At 69.3% G+C, this 17,118-nt stretch carries 19 protein-coding genes and 1 tRNA gene; 10 read left to right on the forward strand and 10 right to left on the reverse strand.

What is annotated here, in order from left to right:
* Nucleotides 1–468: 468 nt before the first annotated feature.
* Nucleotides 469–1,386: a PLP-dependent cysteine synthase family protein gene (locus tag ACYQ07_RS01490; RefSeq protein ID WP_459876374.1), complete on the reverse strand. Its 918-nt coding sequence runs from the start codon at nt 1,384–1,386 to the stop codon at nt 469–471.
* A gap of 109 nt (nt 1,387–1,495) precedes the next feature.
* Here ACYQ07_RS01490 and ACYQ07_RS01495 point away from each other — a divergent pair, with 109 nt between their 5' ends.
* On the forward strand, nt 1,496–1,879 hold the full coding sequence (locus ACYQ07_RS01495) for a thioredoxin (RefSeq protein ID WP_459876376.1): 384 nt from the start codon (nt 1,496–1,498) through the stop codon (nt 1,877–1,879).
* Between the two features lie 26 nt (nt 1,880–1,905).
* Here the strand turns inward: ACYQ07_RS01495 and ACYQ07_RS01500 are convergent, their stop codons facing one another.
* The 3 genes from ACYQ07_RS01500 to ACYQ07_RS01510 form a co-directional block, all read right to left on the reverse strand.
* Entirely contained in the window at nt 1,906–2,436 is a 531-nt protein-coding gene (locus tag ACYQ07_RS01500) for a hypothetical protein (RefSeq protein WP_459876379.1), read from the reverse strand.
* Between the two features lie 99 nt (nt 2,437–2,535).
* Nucleotides 2,536–3,789, reverse strand: a complete 1,254-nt coding sequence (locus ACYQ07_RS01505) for a Glu/Leu/Phe/Val family dehydrogenase (RefSeq protein ID WP_459876382.1) — start codon at nt 3,787–3,789, stop codon at nt 2,536–2,538.
* A 98-nt stretch (nt 3,790–3,887) separates the two neighbouring features.
* Complete coding sequence (locus tag ACYQ07_RS01510; protein WP_459876384.1) at nt 3,888–4,736, reverse strand: HpcH/HpaI aldolase/citrate lyase family protein; 849 nt, start codon at nt 4,734–4,736, stop codon at nt 3,888–3,890.
* 119 nt (nt 4,737–4,855) lie between these two features.
* Here ACYQ07_RS01510 and ACYQ07_RS01515 point away from each other — a divergent pair, with 119 nt between their 5' ends.
* Nucleotides 4,856–5,371, forward strand: coding sequence for a MaoC family dehydratase (locus tag ACYQ07_RS01515; protein WP_459876386.1), 516 nt, complete (start codon nt 4,856–4,858; stop codon nt 5,369–5,371).
* Nucleotides 5,372–5,449: 78 nt separating this feature from the next.
* Here the strand turns inward: ACYQ07_RS01515 and ACYQ07_RS01520 are convergent, their stop codons facing one another.
* A complete protein-coding gene (locus ACYQ07_RS01520; RefSeq protein WP_459876388.1) occupies nt 5,450–5,902 on the reverse strand; it encodes a hypothetical protein in 453 nt (150 codons plus the stop codon).
* 119 nt (nt 5,903–6,021) lie between these two features.
* On the opposite strand from ACYQ07_RS01520, the gene ACYQ07_RS01525 reads away from it, so the two are divergent.
* On the forward strand, nt 6,022–6,981 hold the full coding sequence (locus ACYQ07_RS01525; RefSeq protein WP_459876390.1) for a DUF7547 family protein: 960 nt from the start codon (nt 6,022–6,024) through the stop codon (nt 6,979–6,981).
* Between the two features lie 23 nt (nt 6,982–7,004).
* Here ACYQ07_RS01525 and ACYQ07_RS01530 read toward each other — a convergent pair whose 3' ends face one another.
* The 3 genes from ACYQ07_RS01530 to ACYQ07_RS01540 all read right to left on the reverse strand — a co-directional run bounded on the left by ACYQ07_RS01530 (nt 7,005) and on the right by ACYQ07_RS01540 (nt 9,033).
* A complete protein-coding gene (locus ACYQ07_RS01530) occupies nt 7,005–7,490 on the reverse strand; it encodes a Zn-ribbon domain-containing OB-fold protein (protein ID WP_459876393.1) in 486 nt (161 codons plus the stop codon).
* A complete protein-coding gene (locus tag ACYQ07_RS01535; protein WP_459876396.1) occupies nt 7,487–8,647 on the reverse strand; it encodes a thiolase family protein in 1,161 nt (386 codons plus the stop codon). The genes ACYQ07_RS01530 and ACYQ07_RS01535 overlap by 4 nt, the downstream gene beginning before the upstream one ends.
* Nucleotides 8,648–8,724: 77 nt before the next feature.
* Nucleotides 8,725–9,033, reverse strand: a complete 309-nt coding sequence (locus ACYQ07_RS01540; protein ID WP_459876399.1) for a transcription initiation factor IIB family protein — start codon at nt 9,031–9,033, stop codon at nt 8,725–8,727.
* 122 nt (nt 9,034–9,155) lie between these two features.
* Here ACYQ07_RS01540 and ACYQ07_RS01545 point away from each other — a divergent pair.
* From ACYQ07_RS01545 to psmB, 4 genes are all read left to right on the forward strand, one after another.
* Nucleotides 9,156–9,239 (forward strand) — tRNA-Leu (locus tag ACYQ07_RS01545).
* Nucleotides 9,240–9,419: 180 nt separating this feature from the next.
* A complete protein-coding gene (locus ACYQ07_RS01550; RefSeq protein ID WP_459876402.1) occupies nt 9,420–9,848 on the forward strand; it encodes a VOC family protein in 429 nt (142 codons plus the stop codon).
* Between the two features lie 239 nt (nt 9,849–10,087).
* Nucleotides 10,088–10,261: a hypothetical protein gene (locus ACYQ07_RS01555; RefSeq protein ID WP_459876405.1), complete on the forward strand. Its 174-nt coding sequence runs from the start codon at nt 10,088–10,090 to the stop codon at nt 10,259–10,261.
* Between the two features lie 208 nt (nt 10,262–10,469).
* The gene (gene psmB / locus ACYQ07_RS01560) at nt 10,470–11,201 is read left to right on the forward strand and encodes an archaeal proteasome endopeptidase complex subunit beta (protein ID WP_459876408.1); all 732 of its coding nucleotides are present in this window, start codon (nt 10,470–10,472) and stop codon (nt 11,199–11,201) included.
* A gap of 124 nt (nt 11,202–11,325) precedes the next feature.
* On the opposite strand, the gene ACYQ07_RS01565 is transcribed toward psmB, so the two are convergent.
* Nucleotides 11,326–12,945 carry a glutamate-cysteine ligase family protein gene (locus ACYQ07_RS01565; protein WP_459876411.1) on the reverse strand — a complete coding sequence of 540 codons (1,620 nt, stop codon included), beginning with the start codon at nt 12,943–12,945 and terminating at the stop codon, nt 11,326–11,328.
* A gap of 151 nt (nt 12,946–13,096) precedes the next feature.
* On the opposite strand from ACYQ07_RS01565, the gene ligA reads away from it, so the two are divergent.
* From ligA to ACYQ07_RS01580, 3 genes are all read left to right on the forward strand, one after another.
* Nucleotides 13,097–15,019 carry an ATP-dependent DNA ligase LigA gene (gene ligA / locus ACYQ07_RS01570; protein ID WP_459876414.1) on the forward strand — a complete coding sequence of 641 codons (1,923 nt, stop codon included), beginning with the start codon at nt 13,097–13,099 and terminating at the stop codon, nt 15,017–15,019.
* Between the two features lie 35 nt (nt 15,020–15,054).
* Nucleotides 15,055–15,789: an MBL fold metallo-hydrolase gene (locus tag ACYQ07_RS01575; protein ID WP_459876417.1), complete on the forward strand. Its 735-nt coding sequence runs from the start codon at nt 15,055–15,057 to the stop codon at nt 15,787–15,789.
* 84 nt (nt 15,790–15,873) lie between these two features.
* On the forward strand, nt 15,874–16,479 hold the full coding sequence (locus ACYQ07_RS01580) for a GNAT family N-acetyltransferase (RefSeq protein ID WP_459876420.1): 606 nt from the start codon (nt 15,874–15,876) through the stop codon (nt 16,477–16,479).
* A gap of 352 nt (nt 16,480–16,831) precedes the next feature.
* Here ACYQ07_RS01580 and ACYQ07_RS01585 read toward each other — a convergent pair whose 3' ends face one another.
* Entirely contained in the window at nt 16,832–16,969 is a 138-nt protein-coding gene (locus tag ACYQ07_RS01585; RefSeq protein WP_459876422.1) for a hypothetical protein, read from the reverse strand.
* Nucleotides 16,970–17,118 lie beyond the last annotated feature (149 nt).

Genomic DNA, 17,118 nt, shown 5'->3' on the forward strand with positions numbered 1-17,118 from the left:
CAGCGACCGCCGGCGGAGCGGTTTCCCGCCGGTGGCCGTCTGCCGAGGCTGGGGAGGCGTGAGGTGCGGTGGCGTGCTGGACGGGGAGGGACTCAAAGGGGTAGCTGGCTCCGGGAAGACGGGCGACGTAAGCACTTCTCAGGGCGTCGGGCGGTGCGGAGAGACGCCCTGAGGAGCGCGCAGCGAGCGTCCAGCGAGCGTGCGAGCGGGACGACGGAAGTCGCAGCCCGCGAGCGCAGCGAGCCGGACCGTCTTCCGGAACCCTCGACCGGAGCCGGCTGGGGCTTTGGAGCTGTTCGCCGGCGTGTTCATCCCAGCAACCGCTTAAAAGGAGCAGGCTGGGGCTTTGGAGCTGTTCGCCGGCGTGTTCATCCCAGCAACCGCTTAAAAGGAGCAGGCTGGGGCTTTGGAGATGTTCGCTATCGCGTCCACATCATCGATCCCATCCACCGCACCACGATCGTCCTTTTAAACGTCAAACGCGCCCGTGGAGAGGTAGCGCTCGCCGCTGTCCCAGAACACGGTCACGACAAGCGGCTCGTCGCCGACGTACGCCCCCGACTCGCGGAGCTCGGCGGCGACCTCGCCAGCGGCGAGATTCGACGCGGCCGACGACTGCCCGACGAACAGCCCCTCCTCGCTTGCCAGCCGCCGGCATTCGGCCTCCGCGGTGTCGATGTCGACGGTGTGGACCTCGTCGATGAGGTCCACGTCGAGGTTGGGCGAGATGAACCCCGGGCCCATCCCCTGAAAGGTGTCGCCTTCGGGCTCCTTCCCCGACAGCACGGCGCTGTCTGCGGGCTCGACGGCGTCGATCCGCATCTCGGGCCACTCCTCGCGGAGTCGGCGGCCGATCCCCGTGAGGGTGCCGCCAGTGCCGACGCCGGCGACGAACGCGTCCACGGTTCGGCCCTCGACCTGGTCGAGGATCTCCGGGGCGGTCGTCTCGTAGTGCGCGCGCGGATTCGCGCCGTTCTCGAACTGGCGAAGCTGGACGTAGCCCTTCTCGCGTTCGATCTCGTCGGCGCGCTCCTTGGCCGCGCTGATGTCGCCGTCGACCAGCTCGATGTCGGCGCCGTACGCGCGCATGATCCGCCGGCGCTCGGGCGACTTCGAGGCGGGCATCACGAGCGTCACGTCGTACCCCTTCACGGCGCCGACCATCGCCAGCCCGATGCCGGTGTTGCCGGAGGTGGGCTCCACCAGGCCGTCGCCCGGCTCCAGCTCGCCGCGCTCCTCGGCGGCTTCCACCATGTACAGCGCTGGCCGGTCCTTCGCGGACCCGCCCGGATTGCGCGACTCGACCTTCGCGGCGACCGTCGTCCCCGGCGGGGAGTCCACCCGCACGAGTGGAGACCCGAGGCCGTCCAGCACGTCATCGTCCATTGATGGGGCGAACGCGCGGCGGACGGAAAGGCGTCTCGGACCCCGGCAAGCCCCGCCACCCGTTGCCACTGGCGCGCCGTTTAAGCGGCGCGGCGGCGTATCCTCGTCCATGACGCTCGAAACGCTCCAGCCCGACCCCTCGCTGTCCGCCGCGGACTTCGACGCCGACGACCTCGCCGCGCTCGGCGCCGCCGACCTCACGTTCAAGGTGTGGGGCGGCGACTGGTGTATCGACTGCAAACAGCAGCTCCCGGCGTTCGGCGCCGCGCTCGCGGCCGCCGGCGTCGACGCCGAGCGGATCGAGCACTACCCCGTTACCAAGACGCCGAGCGGGAAGGAGGGCCCCGGCGTCGAGGAGTACGACATCGACCTGATCCCGACGGTCGTCGTCGAGCGCGACGGCGAGGAAGTCGCCCGCTTCGTCGAGCAGGAGCCCGAGGGTATCACGGCCCATCTGGCCGCACAGCTCTCGGAACTGGAAGCGTCCGCCTGAACCGGTCGCACACCGCCTTTTAACGGCTACTCGACGTTGACGGACAGCACGCCGTCGAGCATGTGGTCGGCCTCCGCTTCAACCACGTCGAGCTTGTCACTCTCTCCGTCGTCACCCTCTCCGTCGCCATCCCCCACTTCGAGACGCCCGACTGCACCGTATCCGGGTCCGCCGGTGCCGTACAGCCGCTCGAAGCGGTCGATCCGGTCGAGGGCGTACTCCAGCGCCTCGACCAGCGTGTCGATCTCGACGCCGAGTTCCTTGCGGAGCCCGCCGTTGCGGTCGTGGTGGTAGAACGTCGCCGGCCCCTGCGGGTCGAGGTTCGACTCCGGAACGAGCGCCAGCTCCTGGCGCGACCGGTCGTGTCGGAACACGAGCGCGTCGGTGAGCACGTCCTCGCCGTAGACGACGACATCCGGCCGCACCGACCACTCCGCCGGGAGGCGCGCGGCGAGCGCGTCGGCGTCCGCCACGTCCCGGAGCGTCTCGGCGGTCCGGACGCTTGCGAGGTCGGGCTCGCTCGAGCCGCGAAGTCGCTCGACCAGCCGGGTGACCATGCGTGGATGTCACACGACCAACGACATAGTGGTATCGGCCGATCAGATATCCGCAGCCGCGAATAGACGACCGGACCACCAGCCACCGCCGTCGCCCCCTTACGGCCAGTTGCCACCCTGCGCGTACGCCTTTCTGACGCGCTCGATGGCGACGACGTACGCCGCGGTGCGGAGGTTCGGCAGGTCGTGACGTTCGTAGGCGTCGATGATGCCGCCGAACGACTCCGTGATCACGCGTTCGAGCTCCTCGTTCACGCGCTGTTCGGTCCAGTGGAACCGCTGTCGGTTCTGGACCCACTCGAAGTACGAGACGGTGACGCCGCCGGAGTTGGCGAAGATGTCCGGGACGACCCACACGTCGCGCTCGGCGAGCACCTCGTCGGCGCCCGGCGTGAGGGGCCCGTTGGCGGCCTCGACGACCACGTCAGCCTCGACCTTCCGTGCAAGCTCGCGGTTGACGGCGTTCTCCAGTGCCGCCGGAATCAGCAGGTCCACGTTGAGGGTCAGCAGCTCCTCGTTGGTGATCGCGTTCGCGCTGTCGTATCCCGAGACGGCACCCGTCTCGCGTTTGTGCTCTTTCACCGCGGTGGCGTCCAGTCCCGCCGGGTCGTGGATGCCGCCCGAGGAGTCCGAGACGGCGACGACGTTGGCGCCGATCCCCTCCAACAGAATCGCGGCGACCGACCCCGCGTTGCCGTACCCCTGCACGGCGACGGTCGCGCCCTCGATCCGCTTGCCGACCCAGTCGAACGTCTCGCGCGCGGCGAGCATCGTCGAGCGCCCCGTCGCCTCGACGCGCCCCTCGCTGCCGCCGGAGTCGAGCGCCTTCCCCGTGATGACGCCCGGCGCCGTCGTGTTTTCCAGCGTCTCGTAGGTGTCTTTGATCCAGTTCATCTCCCGCTGGCCGGTGTTCACGTCGGGCGCCGGGATGTCCTTGTCCTCGCCGATAAGGGGGCGGAGTTCCTTCGCGAATGACCGCGTGATCCGCTCCAGCTCGGTCTCCGAGTAGTCGGCGGGGTCGATGGCGATCCCCCCTTTCCCGCCGCCGTAGGGGATGTCGACGACCGCGCACTTGTACACCATCCACCCCGACAGCGCCGTCACCTCGTCGCGGGTGACCGCCGGGTGATAGCGGATGCCGCCCTTGTACGGGCCGCGGTCGCCGTTGAACTGCGCGCGGTACGCCCGGACGGTCTCCAGCGAGCCGTCGTCGCGCTCGAACGTGAGGTTGGTCTCCAACACCCGTTCGGGGTTTTTCAGGCGCTCGACGACGCCCGCGTCGGCGTCGAGATGCGCCGCCGCGTCGTCGACCTGCTCCTGCAAACTCTCGAACGGGTTCGTGTCGTCCGACATGGCAAAAAGTGGCACGCTGCGGCGGGTTAACTGTGTCGTCCGGGACATCGAGTGCCGCCGTCACTCCCCGTCATCTGCCCAGATGCGAATCCCCGTCCTTACCGCAACCCAGCGGCCTCCGCCCGCGCCATCACTCGTTCGGCCTGGGCGATAAGCGGCGCGTCGATCATCTCGCCGTCCACCTCGAACACGCCACGGCCCTCGGCGTCGGCCTCGTCGCGCGCACCCAGCACCGCCTCGGCCCACTCGATCCGCTCGGGCGCCGGCGTATACGCCTCGTTGATCACCGGCACCTGCGCCGGGTGGATCGCGAGCTTGCCGTCGTAGCCGAGCGTCACCGCGAACTCGGTGTCCTCGCGGAGCCCCGCCTCGTCGCCGAAGTCGGTGTACACCGTGTCGATCGCGTCGATCCCCGCGGCCGCCGCCGCCGTGACGATCCGCTCGCGGGCGTACAACACCTCCGTCCCTTCCTCGGTGCGGACGGCGCCCACGTCCGCGGCGAAGTCCTCGGCGCCGAATAGCAGCGCGTCCGTGGGGTCAGCGTCGGCGATCGCCGGCGCGGCCTGCACGCCGGCGGCCGTCTCCACGAGCGCGAGCACGGCGACGTCGAGGTCGCGCTCCGCACACATCGCGGCGGTCGTCTCCACCCGCTTTGCCGTCTCCACCTTCGGGAGGACGACGGCGTCGAGGCGGAGGTCGTGGTTCCCCACGAGCGCGTCGAGGTCGGCGGCCGGCTCCGTCGTCGTCAGCCGAACCGTCACCTCGGCGTCGGGGTCGAACTCTGGGTCGGTCAGGACGGTCCGGACGGCCTCGCGCGCCTCGGGCTTCCGGCCGGGAGCGACGGCGTCCTCCAGGTCGAAACACAACACGTCCGCGTCGGAGCCGGGCGCCTTCCGCATCAGCTCGGGTCGGTCGCCGGGCGAGAACAGCAGGCTTCGTCGGGTCATATCCGGACGTGTGTCGGGTGTCGTATAAAAAGCGACGGCCGCGCCCGGACCGGGTCACCAACAGTCAGCACGCGACCGCTCGACGACACGCTTATGAGGTGCCTGTGGAACTCCCGGACATGCCCGGACTGTACTACGAGGAGTTCGAGGTCGGCGAGACGATCGACCACGCCCGCCGGCGGACGATAAGCGAGTCGGACAATCAACGCTTCTGTGACATGACGATGAACCAGCAGCCACTCCACCTCGACGCCGACTTCGCGGAGGACACGGCGTTTGGCGAGCGGCTCGTCAACGGCCTCTACACGATGTCGCTGGCGGTTGGCGTCTCCATCCCCGAGACGACCGACGGCACCATCGTCGCCAACCTCTCGTACGACGACGTGGAGCATCCCGAACCCGTCTTCCATGGGGATACGATCCGCGCGCAGTCGACGGTGACGGACAAACGCGAGACCAGCGACGGCGAGCGCGGCGTCGTCACCATGGAAGTGGAGGCGTTCCGCGTCGAGGACGACGGCGAGGACACGCTCGTCTGTTCGTTCACTCGCACCGCCCTCTCGCTGAAAAAGCCCGACGGTGACGGCGACGACGACGGCGACGACGACGACGGCGACGACGACGGCGACGAGTAGGGCGAACGCCGTCGCTCGCCGTTGGAGAGGGAGAAAAGCAAAAGTCGGAATCGCCCGAAACGGAACCGCGTGTTCGGCTTAGTCGTCCTCGAGCGCCTGCGCGATGCGCTGGAGCTGCCGGGTCGCGTCGCGAACCTCGTCGCGGAGCTGGCGAACCTCACGCACCAGTTCCTCGTTGCCTGCGCTCTCGGAGCCACCCTCGCCCCGACCGCCGGCGCCCGGCGGGCCGCCGCCCATCCCGGGGGGACCGCCCGCGCCGCCGGCACCACCGGCACCGCCGGGGCCGCCACCGCCGCCCATCATGCCGGACATCATCTGCGCGAAGGGGTTGCCGCCGCCGCCGCCGCCGCCCATCCCGGGCGGGCCGCCGCCGCCACCCATCATCTCCTCGGGCGAGGGGCGGTCGCCCTCCTCGCGCTCCTGTTCTCGTCGCTCGCGGATCTCCTCGACCCGCTCGCGGAACGACTTCTCCTCGCCGTCGCCACCATTGTCGCCGTTCTCGCCGGCGTCCGTGGTCTCGTCGTCGGACATGGCTCCCGGTTGGGGGCCGGCTCCGAAAAGGGTTGTTCCTGCGACCGACGGCGGACGCACGAACCACGACGGCGTGCCTCGCGGACGCCTTTTTGGTTGCGGGGCGCCAAGCGGGCACCATGAACCCCCGCGACCCGCCTCGTGACTCCTCGCGAGACCCCGACCGGGACCCGTCGCGAGACCCCTCGCGCGGCCCGCCACGCGACGACGACCTCGAGGAACGCCTCGACGAGCTGGAGGACGTGCTCACCGAACTGCGCCGTGACCTCCGACGCGAGGAGCGCGGCGGGCGGTCGGGACGCGACGAGCGCCGGCCGTTCGAGCCGCCGCGTCCACCTCGCCTCTCCGAGCTCCTCCGGTTCACCGAACAGTACACGATCCCGACGCTGATCGCGCTGCTGGAGACGACGATCAAGTCGCTGAAGCTCCTACAGGGGACGCTCCGTCTGGCCGATCCGGACCGGAGCGCGATCGAGGACGGCACGCGCGCCGGGTCACGCGCCGCCGGCGCCGCCAGCGACCGGCTCGCCGGCGTTCGCGACGAGGCGACCGCCGGGCTGTCCCGGTCGCTCTCCGAGCTCCAGACCGCGCTCTCGGAGGCGGACCTCCCGGAGGACGCGACTTCCCGCTCGGTCCTGGAGGACGCCCGCGACCTCACCGCCGAGATCGAAGCCCGGATCGAGGAGGGGCGCCGCGACGCGGATGATGCACGCGACCGCCGACGCGGCCGGACCAACGGTCGAAACGGCGATCGGGACGGGTCCCGTGCTGGACGCGAACGGGGGCGCGACGGCGGCGATGACGCCGGTGACGGCGACGCCCATACGGGGTCCGGCGTCGTCCACATCGACGTACGGGACCCGGACGATCCGGAAGTGGGTGGTGACGCTGCGGACGCCGGCGCCGATGAGGACGCGCCGGAGGTCGACGTGGAGTCGGAACTGGAGTCGATCAAGAAACAGCTCGACGACCCTGAGGACGGGTCCGCCGGCGACAGCGGTGAGGGCGCTGACGGAGGGGACGACGTTGATGCAGAGCCCGACGGCGACGAATCGCCGTCGGACGAAACGGGCCGCTGATGCTCGCGTTCTCGTAGGCTCCCCTACTCGACCGGCTGAAAGCGGAAGCCGTCCCAGTCCTGGCTGTCGGGTTCGCGAATGCCGGCGCCCGGCTCCCGGAGCTCGTCGGCGTACACTGGCTCGACGCGGTCGCCGATCTCGACCTCGTACGTCTCTCCGTCCTCGTCGTCCGCGATCTGCCCGAGCGCTCGCACGGGCGGGCCGTCGTAGTCGTCGCCCATGTCGAACGCGACGATCGCGAGCGTGTTGGGCTGGCGCACGCCCGGCGGCGTCGCCGTCGAGGTGGTCCAGGTGATGACGGTCGCCTCTCGGGCACCGAGGTCGACCGTCCCCACGCGCTCCGTCCCCTTGGGTCCAACTGGATGGGGCGGGTAGGTCACCGCGCCGCTCTCGTACTCGGCGGCCTCGAAGACGGCGCCGCAGTCGGTCGCTGTCGCCGTCTCGTCGTTCGCTTGCTCGGTGCCGTCCGCCTCGGTCTCCGTTCCGTGGTCCGTCTCGTGGTCGCTCATTCTGAACCCTCCATGATCGTGGTGGTGACACAGTTCCCGAATCCGCCGACGTTACACGCGAGTCCCACGTCGGCGTCGACCTGCCGGTCGCCGGCGTCGTTGGTCAGCTGTTTGTGGATCTCGTACACCTGTGCGACGCCGCTGGCTCCGAGGGGGTGCCCCTTGGACTTGAGCCCGCCCGAGGTGTTGATCGGGAGCTCGCCGTCGCGGTCGGTGACGCCCTCCTCGACGGCTTTCCACCCGTCGCCCTTCTCGAAGAAGCCGAGATCCTCGCTCTGGAGGAACTCGAGGATGGTGAACATGTCGTGAAGCTCCGCCACGTCGACATCGTCCGGACCGAGTCCGGCCATCTCGTAGGCCTGATCCGAGGAGTCGACGACGCCACCCATCGTGGTGGGATCGGCGCGCTCGTGGACGACGTGGGTGTCCGTGGCGCCGCCGATCCCCGAAATCACGGCGTAGTCGCCGGGGTCGGCGTACTCCTCCGCGACGGATTCCGGACAGAAAATGAGCGCGGCGGAGCCGTCCGTGATCGGACAGAAGTCGTACAGCCGGAGAGGATCAGCGACGATCGGAGAGTCGAGCACCGTGTCGAGGTCGACCTCCTTGCGGAACTGTGCGTGCGGGTTGTCCAGCCCGTTCCGGTGGTTCTTCACCGCAACCTTGCCGAGGCTCTCGCGGGGCGCGTCGTACTCGTCGAGGTAGAGCCGCGCGGTCATCCCCGCAAACGAGGGGAGCGTGACGCCGTGTTTGTACTCCACCGGGTGCGTGAGCGAGGCGATCACGTCGGTCGCCTCACCCGTCGTCCGGTGGGTCATCTTCTCGCCGCCGACCAGCATCGTGCAGTCGCTCGCGCCGGAGGCGACCGACTGCCACGCGGCGTAGACGCCGGCGCCGCCGGACGAGGAGGTCTGGTCGATCCGCGCGGTGTAGGCGGGCATCGCCGCGAGGTCGTGTGCGAGAGCGTTCGGGATGCCGGTCTGGCCCTCGAACTCCCCGCTGGCCATGTTCGAGACGTACAGGTGGTCGAGCTCGGCGCCGTCGATGCCGGCGTCAGCGAGCGCGGCCTCGCCCGCCTCCGCGAGCAGCTCACGGACCCAGGCATCGCGCTGGCCGAACTGCGTCATCGACGCACCGACGATCGCTACGCGTTCCATACCCGCCCATCCCGGGCCCGGACCTAAAACGTACCTTTCCGTCGCTTGCGCGGTCGCTTAAAAAGTGAGGCGCCGGGCTACCACGTCGGCGCCGAGAAGCCGGCGGCCTCCAACACCGGCTTCCAGCCCTGTTGGACGGAGAGCCGCGAGACGCTCATCGCGTCGGCGACCGCCGACTGCGACCGCTCCTGACCGCGGACGAGCGCGGCGGCGTAGAGGCTCGCAGCCGCCGTCGCGGCCTTCGACCGCTCCTCGTCGGGGACTTCCGAGAGGAACATATCCGTCGCCGTGGTCAGCGCATCATCGTCGAGGTCGAGCTCCGCGCACGCCTCGCGGAGTCGCTCGACCCACTCGTCGTTGTCCACCCGGTCGCTCGCCCGGTACATGTGGCGACGTTCGGCGTCGGAGTACAAAAGGGACGCGGGGCGTGGGATGGCGGAGCGCCGGCGGGCTCCCTCGCCCCGGTTCGTCAGGTACTTGAGGGACTTGCGACTACGAACGGGTGCGAGCGCGGGTAGCCAAGCCGGGAAACGGCGCAGCGCTTAGGACGCTGTCTCGTAGGAGTCCGCCGGTTCAAATCCGGTCCCGCGCATACTTCTCCGAGCAGTTTCGCGAGGAGAAGCATCGTTGCGGTGGATTTGAACCCTGCAAGTCGCAGCCCGCGCAGGGCCGGAGGCCCGAGCAGGACCGTCTTGCTCCGGTTCAAATCCGGTCCCACCCCCACCACGCCCCCACCGACACGCCCTTTTGAGCCCGCCGGCAACCACACGCCATGCGACCACTCACCGCACACCACTTCGGGATCACCGTCGCGGATCTGGAGCGCGCCGTCGACTTCTACACCGAGACGTTCGACCTGCCGGTCCTCGCGGAGTTCGAGGTGTCCGGCGAGGCGTTCGCGGACGCCGTCGACGTGCCGGGCGCGACCGGGTCGTTCGTACATCTCGATGCGGGCGACGCGCGCGTCGAACTCGTGGAGTACGAGCTGGCAGCGAGCGACGACGGGCCGGCGCCGGCGCTCAATCGACCGGGCGCGACACACCTCGGGCTCGAAGTCGAGGATCTGGCCGCCTTTTATGAGGAGCTCGACGACGAGGTGGCGACGCTGTCGCCGCCGCGCACGACGTCAAGCGGGTCGCGGATCCTGTTCGTGCGTGACCCGGAAGACAACCTCGTCGAGGTCATCGAGCCCGCCGACTGACGCTCGTGCGGCGGGCCTCACGACGCGCTGAGGTAGGCGCAAGCGCCCCGACACATTTCCATAACTTATGAGAATCACCTGCGTTCGCGCCGCTTGGGGTACGGCCTGTTCCGCCATCGGTCGCTAATTATCATCGTCCGTGATGAATGATCGACGATCGCAAGAGGGCGGCGTGTTGCTTCCGTCGGACGCCCCGGAAGAGCTTTATATGTCCCCCTGATGTCCAGCAGTGAAGACATATGCTCGAACGCATTCGCACCTCGGTCCTTTTCGGACTCCACCAGGCCGCCGTCGCTGCCGGTATCTCGCTGTTCCCCGTCGCCGTGTTCGCGCGGCAACACCTCGGGATCGACCTTCCGATTCGGCAGTTCGTGGAGGCGACCGGCACGGCATACGAGCGCGCCGAGGAGTAGCCCTCCTTTTCCTCACGTTTGGACGCCAGCTCCGCGAGCGACGGCGCCGTCGCTCCGAGGGTGCTCGTGAGGCCGGCGCCGGCGTCAGCGGTGCAGTCGGCGGTCGCGACCCCCGGACGACCGCACCGACCGAGCGGCGCACCGGGGCGACGGCGCTAAGCCTCCGGAAAGGTTGCATTTATCAGCGCGCCGGGCCAACTCTTCGCTAATGCGAACTCCGAACGGCGATCTCTCGGGCGACCTGTCCGGCGAACTGGGCCGCAACCAGCCCGTCTTCGGGCCGGAGCTCGGCGAGTTCGACCAGAGCGAACAGCGCGCCGCACAGGCCTCGGGCGACGACGAGCTCAAGACCGGAACGACGACCGTCGGCATCAAGACCTCCGAAGGTGTCGTGCTCGCGACCGACATGCGAGCCTCCCTCGGCGGGATGGTGTCCTCGAAGGACGTCCAGAAGGTCGAACAGGTCCACCCGAACGCCGCGCTCACGATCGCGGGCGGCGTCTCGGCTGCACAGAACCTCATCTCCTCGCTGCGCGCGGAGACGAACCTCTACGAGGCCCGCCGCGGTCAGGACATGTCGATGCAGGCACTCTCCACGCTGACGGGGAACCTCCTGCGCACGGGCGCGTTCTACATCGTCCAGCCGATCCTCGGCGGCGTCGACGAGACCGGCCCCCACATCTACTCCATCGACCCCCTCGGCTCCGTCATCGAGGAGGAGTACACCGTCACCGGCTCCGGCAGCCAGTACGCGCTCGGTGTGCTCGAACAGGAGTACAGCGACGACCTCACCATCGAGGACGCCAAGACCGTCGTCGCGAAGGCGATCAAGTCCGCCGTCGAGCGCGACCTCGCCTCCGGCAACGGGATCAACATCGCCGTCGTCACCGACGAGGGCGTCGAGATCACCCGCGAGAAGGACATCGACTCGCTGCTGTAGTCGGGAAGCGGTCGCCCGATAAGCGGTCTGCGGTCCGCGGACCACGATCCGCGGTTTGCGATTCTCCAGTTTTCGACCCAGTAGCGTCGGCTCCGGCCGGCGGAAACAGCCCGGCGACCGCCGATTACCACTCCGCGAATCCGCCGTCGATCAGCGTCTCCGCTTGCTTCCCGATGTACGCGCGCTGGACGCCGTGGACGGCGTCGGCGAACGACTCGCCGTCGGCCAGTCGGGCCTCGACGCGGTCGCGCTTCCAGCTCGCCGGCGTGACGCCCTCCTCGACCCGCCAGCGGAGCGGCGCGAGCCACGACTCCGCCTCGCTCGCGGAGCACCCGGCGGTCCGAAGTCCGGCGGCCGCGGCGTCGAGCAGGTCGTCGTACACGCGGTGCCGGTCGGTGGTGCGCTCGCCGTCCTCCCCGACCCACGTGATCTCGGCGTCGAGGCCGTCGGCGACGGCCGCGTAGAAGTTGTCGCGGGCGGTCTCCCAGTCGAGCCCGATAACCGGGTGATTGCGCTGTGGAAGCGCCTCCATCAGCCCCGCGAACGCGGCCTGGAACGCGATCGAGTCGCGGACGGTGGGCTGGGCGGCGATCGGCCGGAACTCGATGCGGGCGTTCGCCGACGAACGGCTCGCCCCCTCGAAGACGGGGCGGACCCAACGCCAGTAGGTGCCGTGTTTGGTCCGGAAGGTGGCGAAGGCGTCGTCGAACCGGTCCGAGCCGCCCGGATCCGGCATCGGGACGATCGTCTCGTCGCCGGCGATGCGGTCGACGGCCTCCTCCACGGTGTGGAAGTCCCGGGGGAATCGCACCTTCTCCTCGGCGGTGCGACTGTTGAGCACCGACTCGAACACGTGTACCCGGTTCTCACTGGCGCCCTCCGCGAGCACGCGCTCGCCGTCCCACGCCTCGTCATAGAGGTCCGGCGGGAAGAATGGCGAGTTGACGCCGAGCGCGAGGAGGGGGCCGGCGATCCGCAGCGCGTACCGGAAGTGTCTGGGGAGCGTGTCAGCCTGTGCCACCTGGTAGTGGGGCTGGATCGAGGTGATGAGCGCCTCCGGCATCACGGTGTCCGCGGGCAGGCTGACGCCGGGCGCCTCCAGATGGGTGACGGGTTCGGTGTCGGTTCCGTCGGTGCCCCCGTCATGGTCGTCGGCATCCGTCTCCTCACCGGCCTCCGTCTCCCCACCGGCCTCCGTCTCCGTGTTCGCCATCGCGTGATAGCGCACGGCGCCGCTCATGTTCGCGGCGACCTCGACGCCCCCCATGTCGACGCTATCGGTGAGGTACTTTTCGGCGGTCTCGCCGGCGGGCGGGATCGTCCAGATCCCGTCGGAGACGAGCCGCATCCCCTCGACCCGGGCGCAGTCCTCGGCCGCGGAGAGGCGGGCACGAACCTCCGCGAGCTGTGCCTCCAGCCCGTGGTCCGAAAGCGGCTGCGGGCTGGTGGACATCTCCGCGTTGTGGAGCCCGAGCTCCTTCTCGAACCCCATCAGCTCCAGCAGGCGACGCGGCACCCGCATCAGCGCGTAGTCGCCGGCGCGGGACTCCTCGCTCCAGCGCCCGTCGGCGACCGCGTAGAACTCGTACTCGAAGCCGACGATCGACTGGTGGTTGTCGAAGACGCCGTCACGGAGCCCCTGTTTGACGACCTCCGCTTCGGCCTCCGCGCGCTCGGCGAACGCCCCGGCGTCGACGTCGAGCGCCTCGCGAACGCCGGCCGCGAGGTCGGAATCGCTGCTCATGCGCCACCCGAGGGTCGGAGACAGTAAAAAGGCCGGCGACCGGTCGGCACCACGGGTAACCGACCCACACCAGAGTGAGACGCGTCGCTTCGACCAACCGCTGTGGGACGCACCGCGGTGCTTTTGGCGATGTCTCACGGAGTCACCATCAATGGAGTTCGCCGCGTTCGCCGACCGCGTCGAGACGCTGGAGTCGGAGCCGGGCGACCTCGCGACGGTCGCCGCCGTCGCCGAGCTGCTCGTCACCGCGGACGAGGAGCTGCCGGTCGTCACCCGCTTCCTGCTCGGCCGGGTGTACCCCGCCCACGACACCCGCACGTTGGACGTGGGGCCGGCGCTGTGTTATGAGGCGCTCGCCCGCGCGGCTGGGACGAACGTCACCAAAGCCGACGTGGAGGACCGACTGGCCGAAACCGGCGAGATCGGGGCCGTCGCCGCAGATCTCGACCTCGGCGGGCAGCAGGGTCTCGCGGCGTTCGCCGCAGGTGCGGGCGACGGGATCGGGGCCGGCGAAGGTGACGGGCTCACCGTCACGGAAGTCGACACGACGCTCCGCGAACTCGCCGCCGAGAGCGGCGAGGGCAGCGAGTCCCGGAAGCTCGACACCCTGTTCGGGCTGTTCAACCGGTCGTCTCCCGCGGAGGCGAAGGTGCTCGCCCGACTCGTCCTCGGGGAGATGCGCATCGGCGTCGGCGAGGGCGCCGTTCGCGACGCGGTGGCGGAGGCGTTTCTCGCGGACCCCTCGGCGCCGGCGACATCGGCTACCGACGAGCCCGACACGGACGCCACCCTCGCCGACTTCGGGACGGACGCCGGGGACGGGAACAACGCCGACGCTGCCGTCGAAAGCGACGACGCCGACGACGAGCCGGTCACGCACGCGACGGACGAGGCGATCGCCGCTGTCGAGCGTGCCCTCCAGGTGACGAACGACTACGGGCGCGTCGCAGCGCTCGCACGCGAGGCCGGCGCCGCGGGACTCGCCGAGGAGCGGCTCCGGGTGGGTCGTCCCGTGCAGGCGATGCTGGCACAGGCGGGCACCGCAGCCGACGCCGTTGAGTCGTTCGGGACGGTCGCCGTCGAGACCAAGTTCGACGGCGCGCGCGTCCAGATCCACTACGACCCCGCGGGCGCGTCGACGACCGACGGCGAGCCGCTCGCTCCGGAGGTGTACTCCCGGAACATGGATGACGTGACGGGAGCACTGCCGGAGGTCGTGGAGTACGTGGAGGAACACGTCGACGCCCCGGTCATTCTCGACGGCGAGGTGGTGGCCGTGGACGACGACGGCGACCCGCTCCCGTTTCAGGAGGTGCTCCGACGATTCCGGCGGAAACACGACGTGGACAGAATGCGCGAGGAGGTGTCGCTCGAACTCCACGCCTTCGACTGCCTGCACGCGGACGGCGACGACCTGTTGGACGCTCCCCTCCGCGAGCGCCACGACCGACTGGCTGACCTGCTGCCCGACGCGGCCGCCGAGGTGACGCTCGTCGACAGCGTCGACGCGGTCGAGCGCATCGAGACGGAGGCGCTCGAGGCGGGTCACGAGGGGATCATGCTGAAAGACCCTGATTCGCCGTACACGCCAGGCGATCGGGGTGCCGCCTGGCTCAAGCGCAAGCCGGACGTCGAGACGCTCGACGCGGTCATCGTCGGCGCGGAGTGGGGGGAGGGCCGGCGTGCGGAGCTGTTCGGCACGTTCCTGCTCGCGGTCCGCGATGGCGACGACTTCGTCACGATCGGCAAGGTCGCCACCGGACTCACCGATGAAGAACTCGCCGCGCTCACCGAGCGACTGGAGCCACACGTGATCGGCGAGTCCGGCACCGAGATCAGCGTCCGTCCGGCGGTCGTGCTGGAGGTCGGCTACGAGGAGATCCAGCGCTCGCCCACCTACGCGTCCGGCTACGCGCTCCGCTTCCCCCGGTTCCTCGGCGTGCGCGAGGATAAGGACCCCGCAGACGCCGACACGCTCGACCGGATCGAGCGGCTCACCGGCGAGAGCTCGGCGGCCGACGAGCCAGCGACCGACGGTCGGGCAGCCGATGATCCGGCGACCGACGACCGATAGCCACGCTCAAGGCGGAGCCGACCGCAGCCCCGTCCATGACCGTACACACCGATGACCTGACCGTGGAGTGGCTCGGCTACGCTACCGCGCGCGTCGAGACGACGGGCGGCCCCGTCGTGTACACCGATCCCGGACGCTACGGCGTGCTCGACGACTACTGGGCGACGGACGGCGACCTCGTCGTCGTCACCCACGACCACCACTACTCCTCCGACGGCATCCGCTCGGTCGCCAGCGAGGACGCCACGCTCGTCGTGTACGAGGGCGTCGACCCGTCCGGCATCGACCGCGACGTTGAGTCCGTCGAGGAGCTGGCGGCCGACTACAACGTGGTCCGCGTCACCGACGAGGACCGCGTCACCGTCGAGACGGCCGCCGGCGACGCAACCGTCTGGTCGGTCCCCGCGTACAACGACCCCGAGGGACCGAACGCGAACGACGACGGCACCGTCCCACACCCGGAGGGGCTCGGCTGCGGCTTTCTCGTCTCCGCGAACGGGCACAAGACGTTCTGGCCCGGCGACTCCGACGCGCTCGACGGCTTCGCGGAGCTCGATGTCGACCTCTTCTTAGCCAACATCGGCGGTGGCGGGATCGTCTCGGACCGGCACACGTCCGCCGACCTCGCCGAGCGCATGGCGCCCGAACTGGTCGTTCCGATCCACTACGACACCTTCGAGCAGTTGGAGGCCGACGGCGAGGCGTTCGCCGGCGACGTGGCGAGCCGATCCATCCCAGTTGCGCTCGACGAGCGCTCCGCGAACCAGTAGTAGCGGTCGGTGCGGCGGTGGTCCCCCGCCGCACGAATCCCCATCCGGGGAACCGTTTTCCCGCTGGGCGTGCTAGCGTAGCACATGTACGTCCGCGACGCCAAGAACCGTGACGAGGCGTGGTTACTGGACGAGATCGAGGGGATGGGGCTCGACGCCGCCGCCTTCCGGTCACGCGACTACGTGATCGCGGTCGACGAGGACTCCGGCACCCGTGCCGGCTTCGGTCGTCTGCGGATCCACAAACTCCCCGACAGCGACGACGAGGTCGTCGAGCTGACGGGGATCGGGGTCCTTCCCGAGTGGCGCGGACAGGGCGTCGGCGCCCACGTGGTCGAGCGGCTGGTCGACACCGCCGCCGCGGAGGGGTTCGAGACGGTGTACGTGCTGACGGACGCCGCCGACTTCCTCACCCAGTTCGGCTTCGAGCCCGTCGACGAGGACGAGCTCCCCGCTCCCCTCCGTGAGCGACTCGACCAGAAGCGCGAGGAGGTCGACGAGGACGCCGTCGCGCTCGCCATCGGGATCGACGAGTTCGAGATGGCCGACCACCTGCGGGAGGCGTTCAAGCACGCGGCCGCCGGCGGTGGGGGTGAGGAGGACAGCGAGGAGGCGACTCCCGAGGACACCGCCGAGGACTTCGGCATCGATCCCGACTCGGCGACGTACAAGTACGACACTGGCAAATAGGGTTGAAAGGCTCTGTTGAAATCCTATTCTTCAGACACAATATCGAATGAAACAGCTGGTCGAGAGAGACTGCTTGTTGATCGATGTCGGGAGTAGGTGTTGTACGTGGGTGGAGATGGCATTTATAAGTAGGTCGTAGATGGTGTCGTAGTTCGTTTATAAGGTGTGAATGATCGGTGAGTCGCCGGGAGTTCGCCGGTGAGGGCCGCCTGCAAAGCCCCAGCCGGCTCCGGTCGAGGGGCTCGCTGCGCTCCTCGCTCTCGGCACCGCCCGCTGCGGTGCTTACGTCGCCCGTCATCCCGGAGCCGGCTGCCCCTTTGAGTCCCACCCCGCACGGCACCGCAACCGCACCTCACGCCTCCCCAGCCTCGTCGTCGCCTCCGGCGACGACTCCCTCGCGTGCCGCCGAGCGCCCGCGGGGCGCTCGCCGGGCGCGCCACCGCACCGCGCGTCCGTTTATAAGGGCCGCGTCACTGTAACTCTCGTCCATTTATATACCACCTCACCGGCGAAGAATTGCAATACCCACTCCCGCAGTCACTCATCGAGGATCCTGTATAGACCGCAGGTGGGTCAGTACTTATCAACTGTCGAGGAATTCAACGGAGCCGGTTGAAAAGGGAGACAGGACGCCTCGGC

The sequence above is a fragment of the Halorubrum gandharaense genome (assembly GCF_054654575.1).